21 protein-coding genes are annotated in these 22662 nt (G+C 60.8%); 12 read left to right on the top strand and 9 right to left on the bottom strand.

Annotated features, from left to right (window positions below; genetic code table 11):
- Positions 1-173: 173 nt before the first annotated feature.
- The 5 genes from M5G11_RS03160 to dksA all read right to left on the bottom strand — a co-directional run bounded on the left by M5G11_RS03160 (position 174) and on the right by dksA (position 6322).
- Positions 174-1616: a sigma-54-dependent transcriptional regulator gene (locus M5G11_RS03160; RefSeq protein ID WP_273909664.1), complete on the bottom strand. Its 1443-nt coding sequence runs from the start codon at positions 1614-1616 to the stop codon at positions 174-176.
- A gap of 22 nt (positions 1617-1638) precedes the next feature.
- On the bottom strand, positions 1639-4593 hold the full coding sequence (locus tag M5G11_RS03155; protein ID WP_273909665.1) for a sensor histidine kinase: 2955 nt from the start codon (positions 4591-4593) through the stop codon (positions 1639-1641).
- Positions 4577-4753: a hypothetical protein gene (locus M5G11_RS03150; protein ID WP_003250005.1), complete on the bottom strand. Its 177-nt coding sequence runs from the start codon at positions 4751-4753 to the stop codon at positions 4577-4579. Before M5G11_RS03150 ends, M5G11_RS03155 begins: the two co-directional genes overlap by 17 nt.
- Positions 4754-4906: 153 nt before the next feature.
- The gene (gene gluQRS / locus M5G11_RS03145; protein WP_273909666.1) at positions 4907-5794 is read right to left on the bottom strand and encodes a tRNA glutamyl-Q(34) synthetase GluQRS; all 888 of its coding nucleotides are present in this window, start codon (positions 5792-5794) and stop codon (positions 4907-4909) included.
- Between the two features lie 84 nt (positions 5795-5878).
- The gene (gene dksA / locus M5G11_RS03140) at positions 5879-6322 is read right to left on the bottom strand and encodes an RNA polymerase-binding protein DksA (RefSeq protein WP_273909667.1); all 444 of its coding nucleotides are present in this window, start codon (positions 6320-6322) and stop codon (positions 5879-5881) included.
- A gap of 211 nt (positions 6323-6533) precedes the next feature.
- On the opposite strand from dksA, the gene M5G11_RS03135 reads away from it, so the two are divergent.
- Both M5G11_RS03135 and sfsA read left to right on the top strand, forming a co-directional pair.
- Positions 6534-7706 (top strand): pyridoxal phosphate-dependent aminotransferase, encoded by a 1173-nt coding sequence (locus M5G11_RS03135; protein ID WP_273909668.1) that lies wholly within the window; start codon positions 6534-6536, stop codon positions 7704-7706.
- On the top strand, positions 7706-8419 hold the full coding sequence (gene sfsA, locus M5G11_RS03130; protein ID WP_273909669.1) for a DNA/RNA nuclease SfsA: 714 nt from the start codon (positions 7706-7708) through the stop codon (positions 8417-8419). The genes M5G11_RS03135 and sfsA overlap by 1 nt, the downstream gene beginning before the upstream one ends.
- Here the strand turns inward: sfsA and M5G11_RS03125 are convergent.
- Positions 8409-8729 (bottom strand): Rieske (2Fe-2S) protein, encoded by a 321-nt coding sequence (locus tag M5G11_RS03125; protein ID WP_273909670.1) that lies wholly within the window; start codon positions 8727-8729, stop codon positions 8409-8411. The genes sfsA and M5G11_RS03125 overlap by 11 nt on opposite strands.
- A 142-nt stretch (positions 8730-8871) precedes the next feature.
- On the opposite strand from M5G11_RS03125, the gene M5G11_RS03120 reads away from it, so the two are divergent.
- Positions 8872-9747: a heme/hemin ABC transporter substrate-binding protein gene (locus M5G11_RS03120; RefSeq protein WP_273909671.1), complete on the top strand. Its 876-nt coding sequence runs from the start codon at positions 8872-8874 to the stop codon at positions 9745-9747.
- 219 nt (positions 9748-9966) lie between these two features.
- Here M5G11_RS03120 and M5G11_RS03115 read toward each other — a convergent pair whose 3' ends face one another.
- The 3 genes from M5G11_RS03115 to M5G11_RS03105 form a co-directional block, all read right to left on the bottom strand.
- The gene (locus tag M5G11_RS03115) at positions 9967-10242 is read right to left on the bottom strand and encodes a TfoX/Sxy family protein (protein ID WP_273909672.1); all 276 of its coding nucleotides are present in this window, start codon (positions 10240-10242) and stop codon (positions 9967-9969) included.
- Between the two features lie 165 nt (positions 10243-10407).
- Positions 10408-10752 carry a pentapeptide repeat-containing protein gene (locus M5G11_RS03110; RefSeq protein WP_273909673.1) on the bottom strand — a complete coding sequence of 115 codons (345 nt, stop codon included), beginning with the start codon at positions 10750-10752 and terminating at the stop codon, positions 10408-10410.
- 104 nt (positions 10753-10856) lie between these two features.
- Positions 10857-12419: a bifunctional aminoglycoside phosphotransferase/ATP-binding protein gene (locus tag M5G11_RS03105; RefSeq protein WP_273909674.1), complete on the bottom strand. Its 1563-nt coding sequence runs from the start codon at positions 12417-12419 to the stop codon at positions 10857-10859.
- Positions 12420-12536: 117 nt separating this feature from the next.
- On the opposite strand from M5G11_RS03105, the gene mrcB reads away from it, so the two are divergent.
- From mrcB to msrQ, 9 genes are all read left to right on the top strand, one after another.
- Positions 12537-14858 (top strand): penicillin-binding protein 1B, encoded by a 2322-nt coding sequence (gene mrcB / locus M5G11_RS03100; RefSeq protein WP_273909675.1) that lies wholly within the window; start codon positions 12537-12539, stop codon positions 14856-14858.
- A gap of 26 nt (positions 14859-14884) precedes the next feature.
- Positions 14885-15640, top strand: a complete 756-nt coding sequence (locus tag M5G11_RS03095; protein ID WP_273909676.1) for a tetratricopeptide repeat protein — start codon at positions 14885-14887, stop codon at positions 15638-15640.
- The gene (locus M5G11_RS03090) at positions 15640-15963 is read left to right on the top strand and encodes a YqcC family protein (RefSeq protein WP_273909677.1); all 324 of its coding nucleotides are present in this window, start codon (positions 15640-15642) and stop codon (positions 15961-15963) included. The genes M5G11_RS03095 and M5G11_RS03090 overlap by 1 nt, the downstream gene beginning before the upstream one ends.
- Before the next feature lie 415 nt (positions 15964-16378).
- Positions 16379-18103 carry an acetolactate synthase 3 large subunit gene (locus M5G11_RS03085; protein WP_273909678.1) on the top strand — a complete coding sequence of 575 codons (1725 nt, stop codon included), beginning with the start codon at positions 16379-16381 and terminating at the stop codon, positions 18101-18103.
- A gap of 2 nt (positions 18104-18105) precedes the next feature.
- Positions 18106-18597 carry an acetolactate synthase small subunit gene (ilvN, locus tag M5G11_RS03080; RefSeq protein WP_273909679.1) on the top strand — a complete coding sequence of 164 codons (492 nt, stop codon included), beginning with the start codon at positions 18106-18108 and terminating at the stop codon, positions 18595-18597.
- Positions 18598-18649: 52 nt separating this feature from the next.
- Positions 18650-19666, top strand: coding sequence for a ketol-acid reductoisomerase (gene ilvC, locus M5G11_RS03075; RefSeq protein WP_273909680.1), 1017 nt, complete (start codon positions 18650-18652; stop codon positions 19664-19666).
- 149 nt (positions 19667-19815) lie between these two features.
- Entirely contained in the window at positions 19816-20673 is an 858-nt protein-coding gene (gene pssA, locus M5G11_RS03070; protein WP_273909681.1) for a CDP-diacylglycerol--serine O-phosphatidyltransferase, read from the top strand.
- Positions 20674-20737: 64 nt separating this feature from the next.
- Positions 20738-21751: a protein-methionine-sulfoxide reductase catalytic subunit MsrP gene (gene msrP, locus M5G11_RS03065; protein ID WP_273909682.1), complete on the top strand. Its 1014-nt coding sequence runs from the start codon at positions 20738-20740 to the stop codon at positions 21749-21751.
- Positions 21751-22383 carry a protein-methionine-sulfoxide reductase heme-binding subunit MsrQ gene (msrQ, locus tag M5G11_RS03060; RefSeq protein ID WP_273909683.1) on the top strand — a complete coding sequence of 211 codons (633 nt, stop codon included), beginning with the start codon at positions 21751-21753 and terminating at the stop codon, positions 22381-22383. The genes msrP and msrQ overlap by 1 nt, the downstream gene beginning before the upstream one ends.
- The last annotated feature ends 279 nt before the right edge of the window (positions 22384-22662 follow it).

Here is a 22662-nt window from a genome sequence, read left to right as displayed (position 1 = left end):
CAAAACCCAGTAAAACAAGGGGTTAGGTGGGTTTTGGGGGGAATTTGAGGCGAAAAAAAACCGGGATTTCGTTACCGTAAACCCCGGTTTTTGTTACGTCGGCGGGGTCAGGTAACAGTTTGTTCCAACCCCCGTGTGTTACCCGCCGGTAACAGATGCTTAGCTGAAAGGGATCAGCTCTCGCTGATGGCGCCGCTCTTGCGCCGCGGGATGCCCAGGCGTTGGCGGCGTTCCCACAGGCACTTGCGGCTGACCCCGAGTTTGCGGGCCAACTCGGTCTCGGTCATGTGGTCCTGGTGTTCGAGTACGAAGTGCTGGAAGTAGTCTTCCAGCGAAAGGTCTTCGGTGGGCTCGTGGCTGGTGCTGCTGGTCTGGCTACCGTTCGTCGGCAAGCTGTCAAAGCGGCCGTCGTCGTCCAGGTCACTGAGCTCAATGTCGATGCCCAGCAGGTCGGCAGAGATTTCCGGGCTTTCGCACAGAATCACCGCGCGCTCCACGGCGTTTTCCAGTTCACGCACGTTACCCGGCCAGCTGTAGTGACGGATGGCCTGTTCGGCATCGTGGGCGAACTTCAGGTCGGTGCGACCGACACGTGCACTCTGGCGGGCGAGGAATGCGCTGGCGATCTCGTTGACGTCGGCACCGCGCTCGCGCAGGGCGGGCAACTTGAGGGCAATGACGTGCAGGCGGTAATACAGGTCTTCACGGAACTGGCCGACCTTGGCCAGGTTCTTCAAGTCCCGGTGAGTTGCCGCGATCAGGCGCACATCGACCTTTTGCGATTGCACCGAGCCGACCCGGCGAATCTCGCCTTCCTGCAGCACGCGCAGGAGGCGGGCCTGGGCTTCGAGCGGCAGCTCGCCGATCTCGTCAAGGAACAGCGTGCCGCCATCGGCCGCCTCGACCAGCCCGGCACGACCGGCGCTGGCGCCGGTGAATGCGCCTTTTTCGTGGCCGAACAGCTCGGACTCGATCAGGGTTTCCGGGATCGCTGCGCAGTTCACCGAGATCATCGGTGCCTTGGCACGACGGGAAAGGTTGTGCAGGGCGCGGGCCACCAGTTCTTTACCGGTCCCCGACTCACCCTGGATCAACACATTGGAGTCGGTTGGCGCGACCTTGCGGATCTTGCTGTACAGGTCCTGCATGGGAGGGCAGGTACCAATGATGCCGATCTCGCCGTTGGCGTTACCGCCGCCCGCCTTGTCGGCGGCAGCGGCCTTGCCATTGCCGGTGCGCTCGGCCGGCGTCGACGCCGGGGCGTTTTGCCGGTCGCGCAGGATGCGTGCGACCGCCTGGAGCATTTCATCGTGATCGAACGGCTTGGCGATGTAGTCGACCGCGCCCATCTTCATCGAATCGACGGCCGAGCGCAGGCTGGCATAGCTGGTCATGATCAGTACCGGGGTGCCCTGACCGAGCTTGATCAACTCGGTGCCCGGGGCGCCCGGCAGACGCAGGTCGCTGACAATCAGGTCGAACGTCGCAATGCTGAAGCGTTCCTGGGCTTCCTGTACCGAGCCGGCTTCGCTGACCTGGTACTGGTTGCGCTCCAGCAGACGACGCAACGCGGAGCGGATGATGGTTTCGTCTTCGACGATCAGAATATGCGGCATTGATTCAATTCTCTCGACGGTCTCAATTCACAGCGGACGTCGCTACGACATGACGCGGCAGGGTCACTCGGATCCTGGTGCCACGCTGGCTTTGAGTATCGGCCGGGCTGTCGATGGTGATTTGTCCATAATGCTCTTCCACGATGGAATAGACCAGAGCGAGGCCCAGCCCAGTTCCTTCGCCCGGATCCTTGGTGGTGAAGAACGGTTCGAACAATCGGTCCATGATGTTTTTCGGAATGCCGCTGCCCTCATCCTCGACGATCAGGTCGACGGTGTGCTCGCTGGCTTCGCTCTTGACCCGCACGGCAGTGCCGGCTGGCGAAGCGTCGCGGGCGTTGGACAACAGGTTGATCAGGACCTGGGCGAGCCGCTGCGGATCGCCATCGACCCAATGGTCCGGGTCGCACAGGTTGAAGAACTGCACTTCGAAATTGCGCCGGTTCAGGGCCAGCAGGCCGATGGCATCCTGCGCCACTTCGGCAAGGCACACCGGCTCGTCGCTGTGCTGGTGGCTGCCAGCGTGGGCAAAGCTCATCAACGACTGGACGATGCGCGAAACACGCTTGGTCTGTTCGATGATCTGGCTGCTGAGTTCGGTGATCTCGCTGTCTTCCTCACGCTCCTCGCGCAGGTTCTGCGCCAGGCAGGCGATGCCGGTGATCGGGTTGCCGATCTCGTGGGCGACGCCGGCAGCGAGCCGGCCGATGCTCGCCAGGCGCTCGGAGTGCACCAGCTTGTCTTCGAGCATCTGGGTTTCGGTAAGGTCTTCGACCAGCAGTACCAGGCCGCTGTTGCCCGGGGCCAGTGGCTCGTCGATGGCTGCCTTGTGCAGGTTCAGCCAGCGGGTTTGGCCGTCGAGGCCCAGGCGTTGCTTGTGCAGGTGTTCATCAGGGACGTTGGTAAAGCCCAGCAGCAGGCCGCGCCACGGCTCACCGATGGTGGTCAGGCGCGAGCCGACCACGCGTTTGGCGGGGATGCCGGTCAGCTCCTCCATGGCCTTGTTCCACATCAGGATCTCGTGGTCCTTGGCCAGTGAGCAGACACCCATCGGCAACTCCTGCAAGGTCTGGCGGTGATAGCGGCGCAAGGCATCGAGTTCGGCGGCCAGGCCGGTGAGGCGGGAGTGGTAATCCTCCAGCCGGCTCTCGATGAAATGAATGTCTTCGGTAACGTAGTTTTCACTGCCGGACTTGTACGGCAGGAAGGTCTCGACCATGTCCTGGGCGACACTTGGGCCCATCAGCCCGGAGAGGTTGGCTTCGATGCGGTCACGCAAGCGGCGCAACGCATAAGGGCGACGTTCGTCGAAGGGCAGATAGAGGTCGCGCAGGGCCTGCTCGACTTCTTTCTGCGCGGCCTTGGCGCCCAGTGGCTTGGCCAACTGGGTGGCGAACTCCTGCGGCGATGCGGCATGCAGTTCGCGGCGCTGCGGGCGGCGGACATTGTCCACCGCACAGGCTTCGGCTGCCGCGACTTCTTCGGCGCTGGCGTTGCTGAATAGCGAGATCAGGGTGAACAGCAGGACGTTGGCGGCGAGCGAGGCGATGGCTGCCATGTGCCAGCTGGTGTCGTCGAGCACGTAGATCATGTTCAGCAGCGGGATGTAGAAACCCTGCAGGTTGCCCACCAGCGGCAGCAACATGGTCACCATCCACACGGTGATCCCGGCCATCAGGCCGGCAATGAAACCGCGCCGGTTCGCCGTCGGCCAGTACAGTACCGAGAGCACGCCGGGCAGGAATTGCAGGGTGGCGACGAAGGCGACAATGCCAAGGTTGGCGAGGTCTTGCTGGGCACCCAGGAGCAGGTAGAAGCCGAAGCCTGCGGCGATGATCGCGACGATCAGGGCGCGACGGGTCCACTTCAGCCAGCGATAGATATTGCCTTCCGCCGGCGGCTGGTAGAGCGGCAGCACCAGGTGGTTCAAGGCCATGCCGGAGAGGGCAAGGGTGGTGACGATGATCAGCCCGCTGGCGGCGGATAAACCGCCGACATAAGCCAGCAAGGCCAGCCCCTGGTTATTGGCGGCAATGCCCAGCCCCAGGGTGAAGAACTCGGGGCTGGTGCTGGCGCCAAGCTTCAAGCCGGCCCAGAGAATCAGCGGCACGGCCAGGCTCATCAGCAGCAGGAACAGTGGCAGGCCCCAGCTGGCGCTGACCAGCGCGCGCGGGTTGAGGTTCTCGGTGAAGGCCATGTGGTACATGTGCGGCATCACGATGGCCGAGGCGAAGAACACCAGCAACAGGGTCCGCCATGGGCCTTCCTGCAAGGGGGTGTGCAGGGCGGCGAGGGCGGTCTGGTTCTGCAGCAGCCAGATTTCCAACTGGTGCGGGCCACCGAACACGCCATACAGCGCGTACAGGCCGATCCCCCCCAGGGCCAGCAGCTTGACCACCGATTCGAAGGCAATGGCGAACACCAGGCCTTCATGCTTCTCTCGCGTCGCGATGTGCCGCGAACCGAAGAAGATGGTGAACAGCGTGATCATCGCGCAGAAGGCCAGTGCCACCCGGCTTTTCACCGGCTCCCCGGTGAGGATGGTGATCGAGTCCGCGACCGCCTGGATCTGTAGCGCCAGCAGCGGCAGTACGCCGATCAGCATGAAGATCGTGGTCAGCGCCCCGGCCCAGGTACTGCGAAAGCGGAAGGCAATCAGGTCGGCCAGCGATGACAGCTGGTAGGTGCGGGTGATCTTCAGGATCGGATACAGCAGCACGGGCGCCAGCAGGAAGGCGCCGGAAACACCGAGGTAACAGGCAAGGAAGCCATAGCCGTACTGGTAGGCCAGGCCGACGGTGCCATAAAAGGCCCAGGCACTGGCGTAGACACCCAGCGACAGGGTGTAGGTCAGGGGGTGACGGATGATCGCCCGGGGGATCATGCCGCGTTCGCTGATCCAGGCCACGCCGAACAGTACCGTCAGGTAGGCGGCACTGATCAGGATCATCTGGGTCAGGCTAAAGCTCATCGGCATCACGTTGGCTCTGCAGGATAAAGGTCACGACGATCAGGATCAGCCAGAGCAAATACGGGCGATACCAGGCGCCAGTGGGTTCGATCCACCAGTCCATGATGGCCGGGGAGAACAGATAGATCCCCACGACCAGAAGCAGGACCAAACGATAGATATACATGTTGGCCTCGTTGGATTTCGACGCTGCGTGCCTGGACTTATTATTGGCGCAAAACGACGGTGATGGTAACGGAAGGGCCGGTGCCTGCAAACGAGGATTGCGACATTACCCAACGATTTGAATTGATTGGGCTTTGTGGCGTACGGCGAGCCGTCAGCACAGGTCGGCCTCGGGCACGCTCAAACGCTTGGGGATAGCTTCGGCAGACCAGTGCCGCGCGGCGTGCGCGAGCAACTCGGCAGGACGTGCCTGGGCCATCGCCGGGTCGGTCTGCTGCCCCAGTGCCCGCAGTGCCCGCAGTATCAGCGGGCTGGCCTGTTCAGGCGGCAGTGGTGCCGAGCGGTAGGACTTGCCCAGCTTGTGCCCGTCAGGCTGGGTAATCAAGGGCACATGCAGGTAGCGCGGTTGTGAAAACCCGAGCAGTTCCTGCAAGTACAGCTGGCGGGGCGTATTGTCCAGCAGGTCGGCGCCGCGCACGATATCGGTCACCCCTTGCCAGGCATCGTCCAGCACGACCGCTAGCTGATAGGCATACAAGCCGTCGCGGCGGCGTATGACGAAGTCCCCCACGTCGCGGCCCAGGTGCTGCTCGAAGCGGCCCTGCACACGGTCGACAAAGTGGTAGTTCAGCTCCGGCACCCGCAGGCGAATCGCAGCGTCTTCCTGTGCGTGGCAGAGGTTGCGGCACAGGCCGGGATAAATGCCGTGGTAGGGCTCCAGTTGTTTGCGCGAGCAGGTACAGGCATAGGCCAGGCCCATCTGGAACAAGCGCGCGACCACTTCGGCGTAGGCATCGTGACGCAGGCTTTGATAGACCACCTCGCCATCCCACAGCAAGCCGTAGCTTTCCAGGGTCTTGAGAATCGCCGCCTGGGCGCCAGGGGCTTCGCGTGGCGGGTCGATGTCTTCCATGCGCAGCAGCCAGCGGCCACCGACGGCACGGGCATCGAGCCAGGAGGCGAGGGCGGCCACCAATGAGCCGAAATGCAGGAACCCGCTGGGGGTGGGGGCGAAGCGCCCGACGTAGCTGGCGTTGTTCATGGCTGTGGGCGCTAGGGGCGGAATGTGTTGGAGGGCACAAATGAAACGGGGCGCCTTGAGCGCCCCGTCCTGTTCAGGTCAGTATTACTTTCCGACCTGTTTTTCCTTGATTTCAGCCAAGGTTTTGCAATCAAAGCACTGGTCGGCCGTTGGGCGCGCTTCCAGGCGGCGAATACCGATCTCTACGCCGCAGTCTTTGCACCAGCCGTAATCTTCGTCCTCGATCAGTTGCAAGGTCTTGTCGATTTTTTTGATCAGCTTGCGTTCACGGTCACGGTTGCGCAGTTCGAGCGCGAACTCTTCTTCCTGGCTGGCACGGTCGGCCGGGTCCGGGAAGTTGGCTGCCTCGTCCTTCATGTGGTCCACTGTCTGGTCCACACCCTGCATCAGCTCCAGCTTCCATTTTTGCAAAAGCAGGCTGAAGTGCTTGCGCATGGGAGCCCCCATGTACTCCTCACCCTTGGATTCTTTATAGGGTTCGAAGCCGCGAACAAGTTGACTGCTTTGTTGCTTTTCTTGGGTGGACATGAATAGACCGCCTCTCACTCTTCTAATCCATTGCGCAGGCTTCTCCATCTCCGGCGCCCGCCGGCCCTGCGACTGCGAGCCGCCGAACTTACCAGATAGATTCGGGGTGCGCTACTCCCGGTTGTCTTCAGGGTGGACCGCAGGTTTAGCCACACGTTCGCTTCGACGCATGGGTAGAATCATCATTTTAGACCCATTTGAGAGAAGGCCCATGGCTCAGCCCTACAGTGCGCGCAGTCGCGCCATCGAACCCTTCCACGTCATGGCCCTGCTGGCGCGGGCCAATGAATTGCAAGCGGCCGGTCGCGACGTGATTCACCTGGAAATCGGCGAGCCGGACTTCACCACCGCCGCCCCGATCGTCGAGGCCGGGCAAGCGGCGCTGGCGGCCGGGCATACCCGCTACACCGCCGCGCGTGGGCTGCCGGCGCTGCGTGAGGCGATCGCCGGCTTCTATGCCAAGCAGTACGGCCTGAGCATTGACCCCGCACGCATTCTCATCACGCCTGGCGGTTCGGGGGCGTTGTTGCTGGCAAGCAGCTTGCTGGTCGACCCGGGCAAACACTGGCTGCTGGCCGACCCTGGGTACCCGTGCAACCGGCATTTTTTGCGCCTGGTCGAAGGTAGCGCGCAATTGGTGCCGGTCGGCCCCGATGTGAATTACCAACTGACAGCGGACCTGGTCGATCGCTATTGGGACCAGGACAGCGTGGGCGCACTGGTTGCCTCGCCGGCCAACCCGACCGGCACGGTGCTGGACCGCGATCAGTTGGGCAGCCTGTCCCGCGCCATCCGTGGGCACAATGGCCACCTGGTGGTGGACGAGATCTACCATGGCCTGACCTACGGCATGGATGCGCCCAGCGTGCTGGAAGTCGATGATGAGGCGTTCGTCCTGAATAGTTTCTCAAAATATTTCGGCATGACCGGCTGGCGCCTTGGTTGGCTGGTGGCGCCACCGGGGGCAGTGGCGGACCTGGAGAAGTTGGCACAGAACCTCTATATCAGCGCACCGAGCATGGCCCAGCATGCGGCCCTGGCGTGTTTCGAGCCAAACACCCTGGCAATCCTGGAAGAGCGTCGCGCCGAATTCGGCCGTCGTCGTGACTTCCTCTTGCCGGCGCTGCGTGAATTGGGCTTCGGGATCGCAGTGGAGCCGCAAGGCGCCTTCTACCTTTATGCCGATATCAGCAAGTTCGGCGGTGATGCCTTCGCCTTCTGCCAGCACTTCCTGGAGACCGAGTACCTGGCGTTCACGCCGGGTTTGGATTTCGGCCGTCATCAAGCCGGTCACCACGTGCGCTTCGCCTATACCCAGAGCCTGCCGCGTTTGCAGGAAGCTGTGGAGCGGATTGCGCGCGGCCTGCGGAGCTGGCAAGGCTGATGCGCTTTTCTCCTGAACTCGAAGAAGCGCGCCTACTGCGCCGCTACAAACGCTTCCTGGCCGACATTGAGTTGGCCAGTGGCGAACAGATCACCATCCATTGCCCCAATACCGGCTCGATGCTCAATTGCATGCGTGAGGGCGGCAAGGTCTGGTTCAGCCGCTCCAACGACCCCAAGCGCAAGCTGCCCGGTACCTGGGAGATCAGCGAGACCCCGCAGGGGCGCTTGGCCTGCGTGAACACCGGGCGCGCCAATGCCATCGTCGAAGAGGCGTTGCGGGCGGGGAAAATCACCGAGTTGGCTGGTTTCACCGCGCTCAAGCGGGAAGTGCCCTATGGCGAGGAGCGCAGCCGAATCGATTTTCGCCTGGAGTTCGACAGCGGGCCCGCTTATGTCGAGGTCAAGAGTGTGACCTTGGGCTACCCCGAAAGCACCACCGCCGCCTTCCCGGATGCCGTGACCCAGCGTGGCGCCAAGCACCTGCGCGAGCTGGCCGCGCTGGCGCGCCAGGGTGTGCGTGCGGTGCAGTTGTATTGCGTGAACCTCAGTGGGGTCGACGCGGTACGCCCAGCGGAGGAAATCGATGCAGCCTATGCCGCGGCATTGCGTGCAGCAGTGGCTGAAGGGGTAGAGGTATTGGCCTATGGGGTCTACCTGGACCACGAGCAGGTCTATATTGATCGGGCCTTGCCGGTTCAGCTCACGCCGTGAGCCAGATGCCCTGGTGGTCTTCGTGGCACTCGAGGGCCTCCAGCGCATCGCCTTCACACGGCCCGGAGATGCACTCGCCGGACTCCACCAGGAACAGCGCGCCGTGGTGAGCACAACCGAGCAGGCTGGCAGTGGCGTCCAGTACCGAATCGCCTGGCTCCCAGTTCAGGGGGATGCCGCGATGGGGGCAGCGATTGCGGTACAGGTACACCTGGCCGTGACGGCGAACACCCAGCAGCTTGTTTCCGGCGACTTCGAAGCCTCGGCTGCGCCCCTCGGGCAGTTCGCTGGATAGACAAAGAAAGTGCATCGGGGATTTACCTGTTCGCTGCAACGGCTTGACGCTCAAATGCAAATAATTATCAAATTGCCCGGCTCGCGCTGCCGGGCCGTCTTTATACCGCGACTTGCGTCCCGACAATACTGTTGCCCGCCCTCAAAGGAAGCTTGCCATGCGTCGACGTACCCCCCTGATCGCCTTGTGTCTCGGGCTTGTGTTCCATCCGCTGCTGCAGGCCGAGCCGTTGCCGCAGCGCTGGGTCAGCGCCGGTGGCGCGTTGAGCGAGTGGATCACCACCTTGGGGGGAGAGAAACATCTGGTCGGCGTCGACACCACCAGTCAACACCCCGAATCACTGAAGGCCTTGCCCAGTATCGGCTATCAGCGTCAGTTGTCGGCCGAAGGGGTGTTGAGCTTGCGCCCGGATGTACTGGTCGGCACCGAAGAAATGGGCCCACCACCCGTGCTGGCGCAGATTCGCAATGCCGGGGTGCAAGTTGAGCTGTTTTCCAGCAAAGCCGACCTGGACGCGGTGCAGGTCAACCTGAAGCACCTGGGCAAGTTGCTGGGCAGTGAGCAGCAGGCTGACAAGCTGTTCAGCGATTACCGGCAGCAACTGGAGGGGTTGCAGGCACGCATCAAGGCTGTGCAGGGTTCGACCGAGACACCTGGAGTGTTGCTGTTGGTCGGGCATGCGGGGGCCAAACCGATGATCGCCGGTAAAGGCACGGCGGGTGACTGGCTGATCCAGCAAGCCGGCGGCCGCAATCTGGCGGATAACGACGGCTACAAGAACTTCTCCGTCGAGTCGTTGGCGGCGTTGAATCCCCAGGTAGTGATTGTTTCCGACCGCGCGCTCAGCGGTGAGGCGGCGTTGCAAGCCCTGCTCAAGGAAAACCCGGCACTGGCGGCTTCTCGTGCTGCCCGTGAAGGGCGGATGGTCGATCTCGATCCGACCTTGCTGGTCGGCGGCCTGGGCCCACGCCTGCCCGCCAGCCTGCAATCGCTGGCGCAGGTGTTCTACCCGGCGGCGCAACTGAAACCTTGAAGCTGTTGCTTTGACCGCTTGTGCCTGCGGTCAAAGCAAGAAACTGCAGGCAAAAAAAGACCCGGCAAAAGAGCCGGGTCAATAACCGTGATTAGCCTGATGAGGAGATAATCTGACCGCCCGAACCAGGGGCTTTCAGAGAATCCAACCAGTCTCGCGACCAGTTGTGATAATCATAACGATTCTCATTTCTAAGTCAATCCACCAATCCGCTTTTTCTCAATTATTTTTTCGCGGGGGGGTCTTGGCTTCCAACTGCTGGTTAAGCGTTTCTTTGCGTTCGGCTGGAATATCGTTCCAATGCACATCGAGCAAGGCCCCTTCAATGGCGTACAGCAGCACCTTCGAGGCACGGAACCCTCGGGTGCGTACCGCCCGGTACGCATCGACCGCCCCCAGGCGGCGCAGGTCCGAGGCGCTGTGGATGCCGACCGCATGCAGCCACTGCGCTGAAGTTTTGCCAAGATTTTTCAGATGCTGGAGTTCATCGTTCATCAAGCCTCCTTGCGACGGCTGAACGGGTCTTGGGAGTCGATTCGCGGCAGGTCAAAGAGGAGTGTAGCGGCACTTTAAAATAACGCGGCGTTTTGCCACCCAGCGGGCATGGGCCAACGCAGCCGGGCCTGCCAGGTTGTCCTGACAGGCGTTCACTAGGGCGTTTCAGCGGGTGCGATAACGCAGGCGGGTGCCGAATTTTACCGACATGAGGATTTCGTCAGCGCTCAGTTCGGCAGAAAAGTAGGTGCCGGATATCTGCGCGTGAGCCAGGCTTGCGCCTTCCAGGGAGTTTTCCCGCAGGTCCAGGCCACGCAGGTCGGCGGCGCGGAAATAGGCGCCGGTGAAATCGATGCCCTGGGTGTCGAGGTTGCGCAAGTCGAGCCCGCGAAAGTCGCCATCCTTGAAGTCGATGATCGCGTCCTTGGGTTTTTCGCGGTTGAAGGCGGCGATGTGCTCGTTGTGTACCAGCGCATAGAGCGCGCTGTCGAGTTGCCGTGGCTGGTTCATGAAGGCGCCTCCGTGTTGGACTTGTAGTGACACTATAGTGCCATCACTTGGAGGCGCTTCAGGAGAACGCGTGAAGTGTCGACTGCTTCACGCTCTAGCGGGTTTTACAGGCCTGGCAGGCGCTGGCGGATCTGCTTGACCAGTTGGTCCAGGCTGCCGCTTTCGTTGGTTTCGACGCGCTTGCTTTGCAGCAACTCCTGCGCGCTCAGTGGTTCGCGGCTGGCTTGTTGGGTGGCAACCACTTCCAGTGTGGCATCGGAAGGGTCGTTACGATCAGCCTGGCGCTGGGCAAGCCAGCTGGCGATCACGGCATCCGGGGCATTGCAGTCCAGGATCAGGAACGGAACGCCGGTCTCGCTGGCCACATCGGCAGCGTCTTGGCGTTGTGCCTGCTTCAGGTAGGTGGCATCGATCACCACCGGGAAGCCGGCACGCAGGATGGTTTTGGCCAGTGTGTGCAGATGCTTGTAGGTGGTCTGGCTGGCATCCTGGTTGTAGATACCGGCTTGCAGATGGCCCGCGTCGCTGGCGTTCTGCTCACCGAACAGGCGCTTGCGCTCAACGTCCGAACGCAAGCGCACGGCGCCGAGCGCATCGACCAGGCGCATCGCCACGTGGCTCTTGCCGACGGCCGACACACCATGGGTAATCGCCAGGAAGCGCGACGGGATGGCGCTGTAGCTTTCCGCCAGGTTGGCGTAGTTGCGATAGGTGCGCAGGGTGGTTGCGCGCTGCACGGCGTCGGCATTGGCCGGCATGCTGAACAGGGCGACTTTGGCGCGCACCAGGGCACGGTAGGCTTTGTAGAAGTTCAGCAGCTCCAGGCCCGCATAGTCACCGGTCAGTTCCAGGTACTGGCTGATAAAGCGGCGCGACAGGGATTTCAGGCCACGGTCTTCCAGGTCCATCGCCAGGAACCCGGTGTCGGCATAGACGTCGGTCAGGCGGAATGGCTCGTTGAACTCGATGCAATCGAAGATCACCACCTTGCCGTCGATCAGGGTGGCATTGCCCAAGTGGATATCACCATGGCATTCACGGATGAAGCCCTCGGCCTTGCGCGCTTCGAGCAGGGGATGCAGGCGCTTGAAACTGTCTTGTGCCCAGGCTTGCAGGGCATCAAGTTGCAGCAGGTCAGCCTTGTCGGAAAGGAACGGACGAATCTGCTCGAAATTCTGCGTGACCGGTGCCATTACGCTTTCTGGCGTGCCCAGCGGATGCTCGACCGCCACTTTCGGCGCGGCAAGGTGGAACTCGGCAATCTGCCGGGCCATCTGGTCGATATGTTCGGCCGTCAGCTCGCCGTTGGCCTGCAAGGTGCTGAGCATCTGGTTCTGTGGGAACTGGCGCATTTTCAGCGCGTACTCGATAGCTGGGCCTTCGCCTGCCAGCTGCGGCGCTTCGGCGCTGCCGGTGATCGCCAGTACTTCCAGGTACAGGTCATTCGTCAGGCGCTGGTTCAGACGCAGCTCTTCGTTGCAGAAGTGCTCACGCTGGGACAGTTCGGTGAAGTCCAGGAAGCCGAAGTTCATCGGCTTCTTGATCTTGTAGGCATAGTCGCCCGTCAGCAGCACCCAGGAGATGTGGGTCTCGATGACCTGGAAGTCCTTCACAGGATGGGGGAACAGGGCCGGGTTCTGCAGGGCGGCGATCAAGACTTGGCTCACGGGCGATCCTTCTGGGTCGAGGAGATTCGAATCGGCCATTATGGGGGTTGCCGAGCCGCCTGCAAACCGCCGGAGGGCGCCTGTCGACGAACAATAAAGTGCGTATAATCCGCCGCCATGACTCGTACCCGATCCCCCCGTACCCCTAAAAAACGTCCTGCTGGCAACGCGCGCGCGTGGCTGGGCTGGGTTATCAAGCTAAGCCTGGTCGGCCTTGTGGTGCTGGCCGGGTTCGCCGTTTACCTCGATGCCGTGGTGCAGGAGAAGTTCTCCGGCAAGCGCTGGACCATCCCGGCCAAGGTTTACGCGCGACCGCTCGAGCTGTTCGTCGGACAGAAGCTGAGCAAGGACGACTTCCTCACCGAGCTCGACGCCCTGGGCTATCGCCGCGAAAGCGTGGCCAATGGTCCGGGCGCGGCAGCTGTCAGCGGCAATACCGTCGACTTGAACACCCGTGGCTTCCAGTTCTATGAAGGGCTGGAGCAGGCGCAAAGCGTGCGCGTGCGCTTCTCGGGCGACTATGTGGCGGGCCTGAGCGGTACCAGTGGATCGAAACTGGCGGTGGTGCGTCTTGAGCCGCTGCTGATCGGCGGCCTGTACCCGAAAAATCTCGAAGACCGCATCCTGATCAAGATCGACCAGGTGCCGCCGTACCTGCTGGAAACCCTGGTGGCCGTGGAAGACCGCGACTTCTATCACCACTTCGGCGTATCGCCCAAGTCGATTGCCCGTGCCGTCTGGGTCAACACATCCGCCGGCGCGATGCGCCAGGGTGGCAGTACCCTGACGCAGCAGTTGGTCAAGAACTTCTACCTGACCAACGAGCGCAGCCTCAGCCGCAAGCTCACCGAAGCGATGATGGCGCTGCTGCTGGAGTTGCACTACGACAAGCGTGAAATTCTTGAAGCCTACCTCAACGAAGTGTTTGTGGGTCAGGATGGCCAGCGCGCGGTGCATGGCTTCGGCCTGGCCAGCCAGTTCTTCTTCAGCCAGCCGCTGTCGGAACTGAAGCTGCATCAGGTGGCCTTGCTGGTGGGCATGGTCAAAGGGCCGTCCTACTACAACCCGCGTCGTTACCCGGACCGCGCATTGGTGCGGCGTAACCTGGTGCTGGACCTGCTCGCCGAACAAGGCGTCGCTACGCCAGAAGCGGTGGAAGCCGCGAAGAAGATGCCGCTGGGCGTGACCAAGCGCGGCAGCCTGGCCGACAGCTCCTTCCCGGGCTTCCTCGACCTGGTCAAGCGTCAACTGCGCCAGGACTACCGTGACGAAGACTTGACCGAAGAAGGCCTGCGCATCTTCACCAGCTTCGACCCGATCCTGCAGATGAAATCCGAAGCCGCCATGGCCGACACCTTCAAGCGCCTGAGCGGGCGCAAAGGTGCCGATGAAGTCGAAGCGGCAATGGTCGTGACCAACCCGGAAACCGGTGAAGTCCAGGCACTGATCGGCAGCCGCCAGGCAGGCTATGCCGGCTTCAACCGGGCGATCGATGCGGTGCGCCCGATTGGCTCGCTGGTCAAGCCTGCGGTGTACCTCACCGCCCTGGAGAAGCCGAGCCAGTACACCCTGACCAGCTGGATCCAGGACGAAGCATTCTCGGTGAAGGGCGCCGACGGGCAGGTTTGGAAGCCGCAGAACTATGACCGGCGCTCCCACGGCACGATCTTCCTGTACCAGGGCCTGGCCAACTCCTACAACCTGTCGACGGCCAAGCTGGGCCTGGAAGTGGGTGTGCCGAACGTGCTCAAGACCATTGGGCGCCTTGGTGTCGAAGTAGACTGGCCAGCCTTCCCGTCGATGCTGCTGGGTGCTGGCGGCATGTCGCCGATGCAGGTGGCAACCATGTACCAGACGCTGGCCAACGGTGGCTTCAATACGCCAATGCGGGGTATCCGCAGCGTGCTGACCGCCGAGGGCGAGCCGCTCAAGCGCTATCCGTTCCAGATTCAGCAGCGCTTCGACCCGGCGTCCATCTACCTGGTGCAGAACGCCATGCAGCGGGTGATGCGTGAAGGTACCGGGCGTTCGGTGTACAGCGTGCTGCCAAGTTCCTTGAACCTGGCAGGCAAGACCGGTACCAGTAACGATTCGCGCGACAGCTGGTTCGCCGGTTTCAGCCAGGATTTGCTGGCAGTGGTCTGGCTTGGTCGCGATGACAATGGCAAGACGCCGTTTACCGGGGCAACCGGTGCGCTGCAGGTCTGGACCAGTTTCATGCGCAAGGCCGACCCGTTGCCGCTGGACATGCCGACGCCAGACAACGTCGTGCTGGCCTGGGTTGACCCGCACACCGGGCAGGGCTCTGACGCCAGCTGCCCAGGCGCGGTGCAGATGCCGTATATTCGCGGAAGCGAACCCCCTGCCGGCGCCGCGTGTGGTGGCGAGCAGGCACCCGCCGACTCGGTCATGGACTGGGTCAAGGGTTGGATGAATTAAGCAGCACTTAGCGAAGAGGGTGTGACGTGAACAAGTGGTTGTTTCCTGCCTTGACGGCGTTGGCTTTGCTTAACGGCTGTGCCAGCGTCCAGCGCGGCTCGATTCCGGTAGTGGATTCGGGTACGCGGGTTTCAAACAGTGAGCGGGTTTCGGCCAACCGTGGTGCGGCGTCGTCCGTCAACAACGGGACGCGCCAGGCCCAGGTGGTGCCGCAGGATTCCGGCGTTACCGTGATGGTGCCGCAAGGTGCTGGCGCTTCGCCGATCCAGACGTTCCCGGCCTCGACCGGGCCGGCAGCAATTTCCACCGGCGGGATTACTCCAGGGCCGGTGGATACCAACACCTACTCGATGCCGCCGAGCACCGGGGGTAGCTACACCGCACCGAGCGCACCTGCTGCGCCTACCGGTATCCCGCGTGCCAGCTCCAGCGCGGGTGGCCTGTCTGCCGACGAGCAGTTGGATGGCCCGGTGCTGGCGCTGTTGACCACCGCCCAGCAGCAACAGGGCAGCGGCGACTACAACGGCGCTTCGTCGAGCCTGGAGCGCGCCCAGCGTATTGCTCCGCGCGAGCCGCAAGTGCTGTATCGCCTGGCCCAGGTGCGCCTGGCCCAAGGTGATGCTGCGCAATCCGAGCAACTGGCGCGTCGTGCGCTGACTTATGCCAACGGTCGCCCAGACCTGCAGGCCGGGCTGTGGAACATCATCGCCCAGGCCCGTGACAAGCAGGGTGATGCCGCAGGCGCTGCACTGGCCCGCCAGAAAGCGCAGGTCAGCCTGTAATGGACCAACGCATTCTGGATATCGCCGACCACCTGCTGCTGATCAAGCACGAGCTGCATGCACAGGGCTGGTGGGACGAAGCGCCGCCGAGCGCGCAGGCACTGGCCAGTACCGTGCCCTTTGCCGTGGACACCATGAGCTTTGACCAGTGGTTGCAGTGGATCTTCCTGCCACGGATGAAACAGATCCTCGAAATGGGCCTGGCACTGCCAAGCGCATCGGGCATTCTAGTCATGGCTGAAACGGTTTATGTGGACCGCCCGGAGCAAAGTCGCGAGTTGCGTCGACTGTTGGCGGAATTTGATCAATTGATCAGCGCTTAGCCTGATTTCTTCTTTTTTTACCCTTAGGGCCGCAGATTGTGGCCCTTTTTTATGCCATATGTGTTTTTTCTGCTGCTGCTTTTAGGAATCGTGGTGATTGAATGAAGTCCTCAAGAAAAATTGGCAATAATTTTTCTTGACTTGGAGGCTCTGAATCAGAAGAATCCAAAGTCCGCTGTAGAGGGACTGCCAGAAGCAGACCCGCTAAGCAGATCATGAGGCGCACACCCGCGCCGACCTGTTACACCCCGCAACGCGTTACCTCGCGCTGGGTGGGAAAACCCCGCAACACTCTGGGGTACTCCCAATACTTGCTCAGTCAGTGCTGACTTCGTCGCTCATGCTCTGCTTGGCAGTAAACCTATTAAGACCCGTTCCAATTGGACGGTATTCTGGCGTTTTAGAGGTGAACAACGTGGAGCTTTTATCTGGCGCTGAAATGGTCGTCCGCTTTTTGCGTGACGAAGGCGTTAAGCACATTTACGGGTACCCTGGTGGTGCTCTCCTTCATGTTTACGATGCCCTGTTCAAAGAACCGGAAGTCAGTCATATCCTGGTTCGTCACGAGCAGGCAGCTACCCATATGGCGGACGGTTACGCCCGTGCCACCGGCAAGGCCGGCGTGGTCCTGGTGACCTCCGGTCCGGGTGCCACCAATGCCATTACCGGTATTGCCACGGCGTACATGGATTCCATTCCGATGGTCATCCTGTCGGGCCAGGTGCCTAGCAGCATGGTCGGCACCGATGCTTTCCAGGAAACCGACATGATCGGTATTTCCCGGCCTATCGTGAAGCACAGCTTCATGATCAAACATGCCTCGGAAATCCCGGAAGTCCTGAAAAAAGCCTTCTACCTTGCGCAATCCGGTCGCCCGGGCCCTGTCGTTGTCGACATCCCGAAAGACATGACCAACCCGGCGGAGAAGTTCGAGTACGTTTACCCCAAGAAGGTCAAACTGCGCTCTTACAGCCCTGCCGTTCGCGGTCACTCCGGGCAGATCCGCAAAGCAGCAGAAATGCTCATTGCGGCCAAGCGTCCGATCGTCTATGCCGGCGGCGGTGTCATCCTGGGCGGTGGTTCTGCAGCACTGACCGAATTGGCACAACTGCTCAACGTGCCTGTCACCAATACCCTGATGGGCCTGGGTAGCTATCCAGGTACCGATCGCCAGTTCCTTGGCATGCTGGGTATGCACGGCAGCTATACCGCCAACCTGGCCATGCACCATGCCGACGTGATCTTCGCCGTCGGTGCGCGCTTCGATGACCGTGTTATCAACGGCCCGTCCAAGTTCTGCCCGAACGCCAAGATCATTCACGTCGACATCGACCCGGCGTCGATCTCCAAGACCATCAAGGCCGACGTTCCAATCGTTGGCCCGGTCGACAGCGTCCTGACCGAAATGGTCGCGACCCTGCGCGAAATCGGCGAGCAGCCAGAAAAGGCCGCTATCGATGCCTGGTGGAAACAGATCGAAGAGTGGCGCGGTGACCGCGGCATGTTCCCTTATGACAAGGGCGACGGCAGCGTCATCAAGCCACAGACCGTGATCGAAACCCTGTGCGAAGTCACCAAGGGCGACGCCTTCGTCACCTCCGACGTTGGCCAGCACCAGATGTTCGCGGCGCAGTACTACCGCTTCAACAAGCCGAACCGCTGGATCAACTCCGGTGGCCTGGGCACCATGGGCTTCGGTTTCCCGGCGGCCATGGGCATCAAGCTGAACTTCCCGGACCAGGACGTCGCCTGTGTCACCGGCGAGGGCAGCATCCAGATGAACATCCAGGAGCTGTCGACCTGCCTGCAGTACGACCTGCCGGTGAAGATCGTCAACCTGAACAACGGTGTACTGGGCATGGTTCGCCAGTGGCAGGACATGGCCTACAACAGCCGCCACTCGCATTCCTACATGGAATCGTTGCCTGACTTCGTCAAATTGGCCGAAGCCTATGGTCACGTGGGTATCCGCATCACCAGCCTGAAGGACCTCAAGCCGAAACTCGAGGAAGCCTTCGCACTGAAAGATCGCCTGGTGTTCATCGACATCCAGGTCGATAACAGCGAGCACGTCTACCCGATGCAGATCAAAGACGGCTCGATGCGCGATATGTGGCTGAGCAAGACGGAGCGGACCTAATCATGCGGCACATTATTTCCCTGCTGTTGGAAAACGAACCTGGCGCCTTGTCGCGCGTGGTCGGTCTGTTCTCGCAGCGCAACTACAACATCGAAAGCCTGACCGTTGCGCCTACCGAAGACCCGACCCTGTCGCGTCTGACGTTGACCACGGTCGGTCATGATGAGGTGATCGAGCAGATCACCAAAAACCTGAACAAGCTGATCGAAGTGGTCAAGTTGGTCGACCTCTCGGAAAGCGCGCATATCGAACGTGAACTGATGCTGGTCAAGGTCAAGGCCACGGGCGCTCAGCGTGCCGAGATCAAGCGCACCACCGATATCTATCGGGGGCAGATTGTCGACGTCAGCAGTAGCGTATATACCGTTCAACTGACTGGCACCAGCGACAAACTGGACAGCTTCATTCAGGCCATCGGTACCGCGTCCATTCTCGAAACAGTGCGCAGTGGCGTCACCGGCATTGCCCGTGGCGACAAAGTGCTCAGCATCTAACTCAAAAAATTAGCGAATGGCCTGAAAGGGCCGAGATAACAGGGGTATTTTCATGAAAGTTTATTACGACAAAGACTGCGACCTTTCGATCATCCAGGGCAAGAAAGTTGCCATCATCGGTTACGGCTCCCAAGGCCACGCGCAAGCGTGCAACCTGAAAGACTCCGGTGTGGATGTCACTGTCGGTCTGCGTAAAGGTTCGGCCACTGTTGCCAAAGCCGAAGCCCACGGTCTGAAAGTTACCGACGTGGCTTCCGCTGTTGCTGCTGCCGACCTGGTCATGATCCTGACCCCGGACGAGTTCCAATCCCAGCTGTACAAGAACGAAGTCGAGCCGAACCTGAAGAAGGGCGCAACCCTGGCGTTCTCCCACGGCTTCGCCATTCACTACAACCAGGTTGTGCCACGTGCCGACCTCGACGTGATCATGATCGCGCCTAAGGCTCCAGGCCACACCGTGCGTTCCGAGTTCGTCAAAGGCGGCGGTATCCCTGACCTGATCGCGATCTACCAGGACGCTTCCGGCAACGCCAAGAACGTCGCCCTGTCCTACGCTGCTGGCGTTGGTGGCGGCCGTACCGGCATCATCGAAACCACCTTCAAGGACGAGACCGAAACCGACCTGTTCGGCGAGCAAGCCGTTCTGTGTGGCGGTACTGTCGAGCTGGTCAAAGCCGGTTTCGAAACCCTGGTTGAAGCCGGCTACGCGCCGGAAATGGCCTACTTCGAGTGCCTGCACGAACTGAAGCTGATCGTTGACCTCATGTACGAAGGCGGTATCGCCAACATGAACTACTCGATCTCCAACAACGCCGAATACGGCGAGTACGTGACCGGCCCGGAAGTCATCAACGCCGAGTCCCGTCAGGCCATGCGCAACGCACTGAAGCGCATCCAGGACGGCGAGTACGCCAAGATGTTCATCAGCGAAGGTGCCACCGGCTACCCTTCGATGACCGCCAAGCGTCGCAACAACGCTGCTCACGGCATCGAAGTCATCGGCGAGCAACTGCGCTCGATGATGCCTTGGATCGCAGCGAACAAAATCGTCGACAAGGACAAGAACTGATCTTGACCTGATGCGATGAAAACGCGGCTTCGGCCGCGTTTTTTCGTTTAGGCGGTCAGCTTCTGGTATAAAGCTTCATCACGTTTGTCGGCGAACCTTTGTCGCAAGCGTCTATCGAACACTTTCCAAACCGTTGCAAGGTAATGTCCATGAGCGAACGTCCCGAAGAGCCGAACAAGGCCTCTGACGCCGAAAGCCTGCTACCGATCGATGAGCATGTTGAAGAAGGGCATGACGCCGAGGGTCGCAAGGTCCGGCATCGTGGCATCTATCTGCTGCCAAACCTGTTCACCACCGCGAACCTGTTCGCCGGTTTCTATTCGATCATCAACTCGATGAGCGCGCAGAGCGCCTTGAGTGCCGGTGATCCGCGCGAGGCGAGCAAGTACTTCGCCTTTGCTGCCATCGCGATCTTTGTGGCGATGGTTCTCGATGGTCTGGACGGGCGCGTTGCCCGCATGACCAATACCCAGAGCGCCTTCGGTGCCGAGTACGACTCGCTGTCGGACATGGTCGCCTTCGGTGTGGCGCCGGCGTTGCTGGCCTTTGGCTGGGCGTTGGGCGACATGGGCAAGGTCGGCTGGATGGTCGCCTTCATCTATGTAGCGGGCGCAGCATTGCGTCTGGCACGCTTCAACACCCAGGTAGGTACCGCCGACAAGCGTTACTTCATCGGCCTGGCCAGCCCGGCTGCTGCGGGTGTGGTGGCGGGTACGGTCTGGGCATTCAGCGATTACGGCATCCAGGGTTCGAAGTTGTCGTTCCTGGTCGCGCTGTTGGTAGCTGCTGCCGGCATGCTGATGGTCAGCAACATCAAGTACAACAGCTTCAAGGAGCTGGATCTCAAGGGGCGCGTACCCTTCGTGGCCATCCTTGCCGTTGTGCTGGTGTTCGCCGTGGTGTTCAGCGATCCGCCGCGCATCCTGCTGCTGATCTTCCTCGCCTATGCAGCATCGGGCCCAGTGCAGTACCTGTTGCGCACGCGCCGCAAGAAAACTGCCGAATAGCTGTAATTTCACCCGGGCTCCGTAGTCTACTGGTGCATCAGCCCACCGGTTCTACGGAGTCACCATGCTTATCAAGCTGCCCCGAGCCTCCGACCCTAAAGAGTCGGAGGTCACTCCCGAGTCTTTCTATCTCTCTCGTCGCGCTCTATTGGGTGGTTCGGTCGCAGTGTTGGCGGCCAGCAGCCTGCCGCGTTGGGCGAGTGCCGCAGAGGCTTCGCGCTATGCGGATGTAGAAACCGGCTCCCCGCCTAACTGGTTTACCGAAAAGCTGCCGAACACCCAGTGGCAGGCAGTGACCGTGAAGGGTGAGGCGATCACGCCATTCAAGGATGCTACGCACTACAACAACTTCTATGAGTTCGGTACCGATAAAGGCGACCCGGCCGAAAATGCTGGCGCGCTGGTAACGGCACCGTGGACGGTAGTGATCGATGGCGAGGTGGGCAAACCCGGTCGCTATGCGCTTGAAGACTTCATGAAACCCTATCAACTTGAAGAGCGCATCTATCGTTTGCGTTGCGTCGAAGCGTGGTCGATGGTCATTCCCTGGATGGGCTTTCCCTTGTCGGCGCTGCTCAAGCAGGTCGAGCCGACCTCCAAAGCCAAGTACATACGCTTTGAAACACTGCAAGACCCCAAGCATATGCCCGGGCAGCGATCCGGCTTTGCCTTGATCGACTGGCCCTATGTCGAGGGTTTGCGCCTGGACGAAGCGATGAACCCGTTGGCTATTCTCGCCGTCGGCATGTATGGCCGCGAGTTGCCGAATCAGAATGGCGCGCCACTGCGTTTGGTGGTGCCATGGAAGTATGGATTCAAGAGCGTGAAGTCGATTGTGCGGATCAGCCTGGTCGAGCAGCAACCCAAGACCACCTGGCAGAACATCGCGCCTGACGAGTACGGCTTCTACGCCAACGTCAACCCGACAGTTGATCACCCGCGCTGGACCCAGGCGCGTGAGCGCCGGCTGCCGAGCGGGCTGTTCAGCCCGAACGTGCGTGAGACCCAGATGTTCAACGGCTACGCCGATGAGGTCGGTGCTTTATATAGTGGCCTGGATCTGCGGAAGAACTACTGATGCGTTATCCACTCTTTCGCCTGGGTATCTTTATCCTGGCGTGTGTCTGGCCGCTGTATTGGCTGTATGAAGCCTGGATCTTCGCCTTGGGGCCAGACCCGGGCAAGGTGCTGGTCGATCGGTTGGGGCAGGGCGGCCTGATCTTCCTGCTGATTACCTTGTGCATGACCCCTTTGCAGCGTCTTACAGGTTGGTCGGGCTGGATTGTGGTCCGTCGGCAGTTGGGCCTGTGGTGCTTTGCCTACATCGTGTTGCACCTGAGCGCTTATCTCTTCTTTATATTGGGGCTCGATTGGGGGCAGCTTGGCGTGGAGCTGCGCAAGCGGCCCTACATTATTGTTGGTTCACTGGGGTTGCTCGGCCTGCTGTGCCTGGCGGTCACATCCAACCGCTACAGCCAGCGTCGACTTGGCGCGCGATGGAAGAAGCTGCACAAGCTGGTCTATGCCATCCTGGGGTTGGGGTTGTTGCACTTTCTCTGGATAGTGCGGGCAGACCTCAAGCAATGGGCGGTGTATGCGGCTATCGGGGTGACGCTGCTGCTCCTGCGTATCCCTTCTATAGAGAAGCGGATTCCACGGGTGATTGGACGAAAACGACTTTCTGATGCGAAAGTCAAAATTAGCCCTTGACGCTCGATTTAATCTCTCTATAATTCGCCCCACTTCCGGCGTAGTCGGAACAAAAAACTCCTTGAAATTCAATTAGTTAGATGTTCCAGGTAGTGCCGGAATGCTTCGATCGAAAGATCGACAGCGGTGAAAAAGGCAGTTGACAGCAACGATAAGTTCTGTAGAATTCGCCTCCCGCTGACGAGAGATCGTAGCGAGTTAAGCGCTTGAAGTTAAACAGGAAATTCTGAAAGACTTCAAAATAAACGCTTGACAGGCCCTGAGGAAAGCGTAGAATGC

The organism is Pseudomonas fontis (assembly GCF_028656955.1).
In the GTDB taxonomy this organism is placed as follows: Bacteria; Pseudomonadota; Gammaproteobacteria; order Pseudomonadales; family Pseudomonadaceae; genus Aquipseudomonas; species Aquipseudomonas fontis.
This window is presented reverse-complemented; position numbering and strand designations above follow the sequence as displayed.

Excerpts from the sequence above, each read along its gene's own strand:
- M5G11_RS03125 (WP_273909670.1), bottom strand. The coding sequence starts at position 8,729 with ATGCACTTTCTTTGTCTATCCAGCGAACTGCCCGAGGGGCGCAGCCGA.
- M5G11_RS03120 (WP_273909671.1), top strand. The coding sequence starts at position 8,872 with ATGCGTCGACGTACCCCCCTGATCGCCTTGTGTCTCGGGCTTGTGTTC.
- pssA (WP_273909681.1), top strand. The coding sequence starts at position 19,816 with ATGAGCGAACGTCCCGAAGAGCCGAACAAGGCCTCTGACGCCGAAAGC.
- ilvC (WP_273909680.1), top strand. The coding sequence starts at position 18,650 with ATGAAAGTTTATTACGACAAAGACTGCGACCTTTCGATCATCCAGGGC.
- msrQ (WP_273909683.1), top strand. The coding sequence starts at position 21,751 with ATGCGTTATCCACTCTTTCGCCTGGGTATCTTTATCCTGGCGTGTGTC.
- M5G11_RS03150 (WP_003250005.1), bottom strand. The coding sequence starts at position 4,753 with ATGTATATCTATCGTTTGGTCCTGCTTCTGGTCGTGGGGATCTATCTG.
- sfsA (WP_273909669.1), top strand. The coding sequence starts at position 7,706 with ATGCGCTTTTCTCCTGAACTCGAAGAAGCGCGCCTACTGCGCCGCTAC.
- M5G11_RS03115 (WP_273909672.1), bottom strand. The coding sequence starts at position 10,242 with ATGAACGATGAACTCCAGCATCTGAAAAATCTTGGCAAAACTTCAGCG.
- M5G11_RS03155 (WP_273909665.1), bottom strand. The coding sequence starts at position 4,593 with ATGCCGATGAGCTTTAGCCTGACCCAGATGATCCTGATCAGTGCCGCC.
- msrP (WP_273909682.1), top strand. The coding sequence starts at position 20,738 with ATGCTTATCAAGCTGCCCCGAGCCTCCGACCCTAAAGAGTCGGAGGTC.
- M5G11_RS03110 (WP_273909673.1), bottom strand. The coding sequence starts at position 10,752 with ATGAACCAGCCACGGCAACTCGACAGCGCGCTCTATGCGCTGGTACAC.
- M5G11_RS03135 (WP_273909668.1), top strand. The coding sequence starts at position 6,534 with ATGGCTCAGCCCTACAGTGCGCGCAGTCGCGCCATCGAACCCTTCCAC.
- gluQRS (WP_273909666.1), bottom strand. The coding sequence starts at position 5,794 with ATGAACAACGCCAGCTACGTCGGGCGCTTCGCCCCCACCCCCAGCGGG.
- ilvN (WP_273909679.1), top strand. The coding sequence starts at position 18,106 with ATGCGGCACATTATTTCCCTGCTGTTGGAAAACGAACCTGGCGCCTTG.
- dksA (WP_273909667.1), bottom strand. The coding sequence starts at position 6,322 with ATGTCCACCCAAGAAAAGCAACAAAGCAGTCAACTTGTTCGCGGCTTC.
- mrcB (WP_273909675.1), top strand. The coding sequence starts at position 12,537 with ATGACTCGTACCCGATCCCCCCGTACCCCTAAAAAACGTCCTGCTGGC.
- M5G11_RS03090 (WP_273909677.1), top strand. The coding sequence starts at position 15,640 with ATGGACCAACGCATTCTGGATATCGCCGACCACCTGCTGCTGATCAAG.
- M5G11_RS03160 (WP_273909664.1), bottom strand. The coding sequence starts at position 1,616 with ATGCCGCATATTCTGATCGTCGAAGACGAAACCATCATCCGCTCCGCG.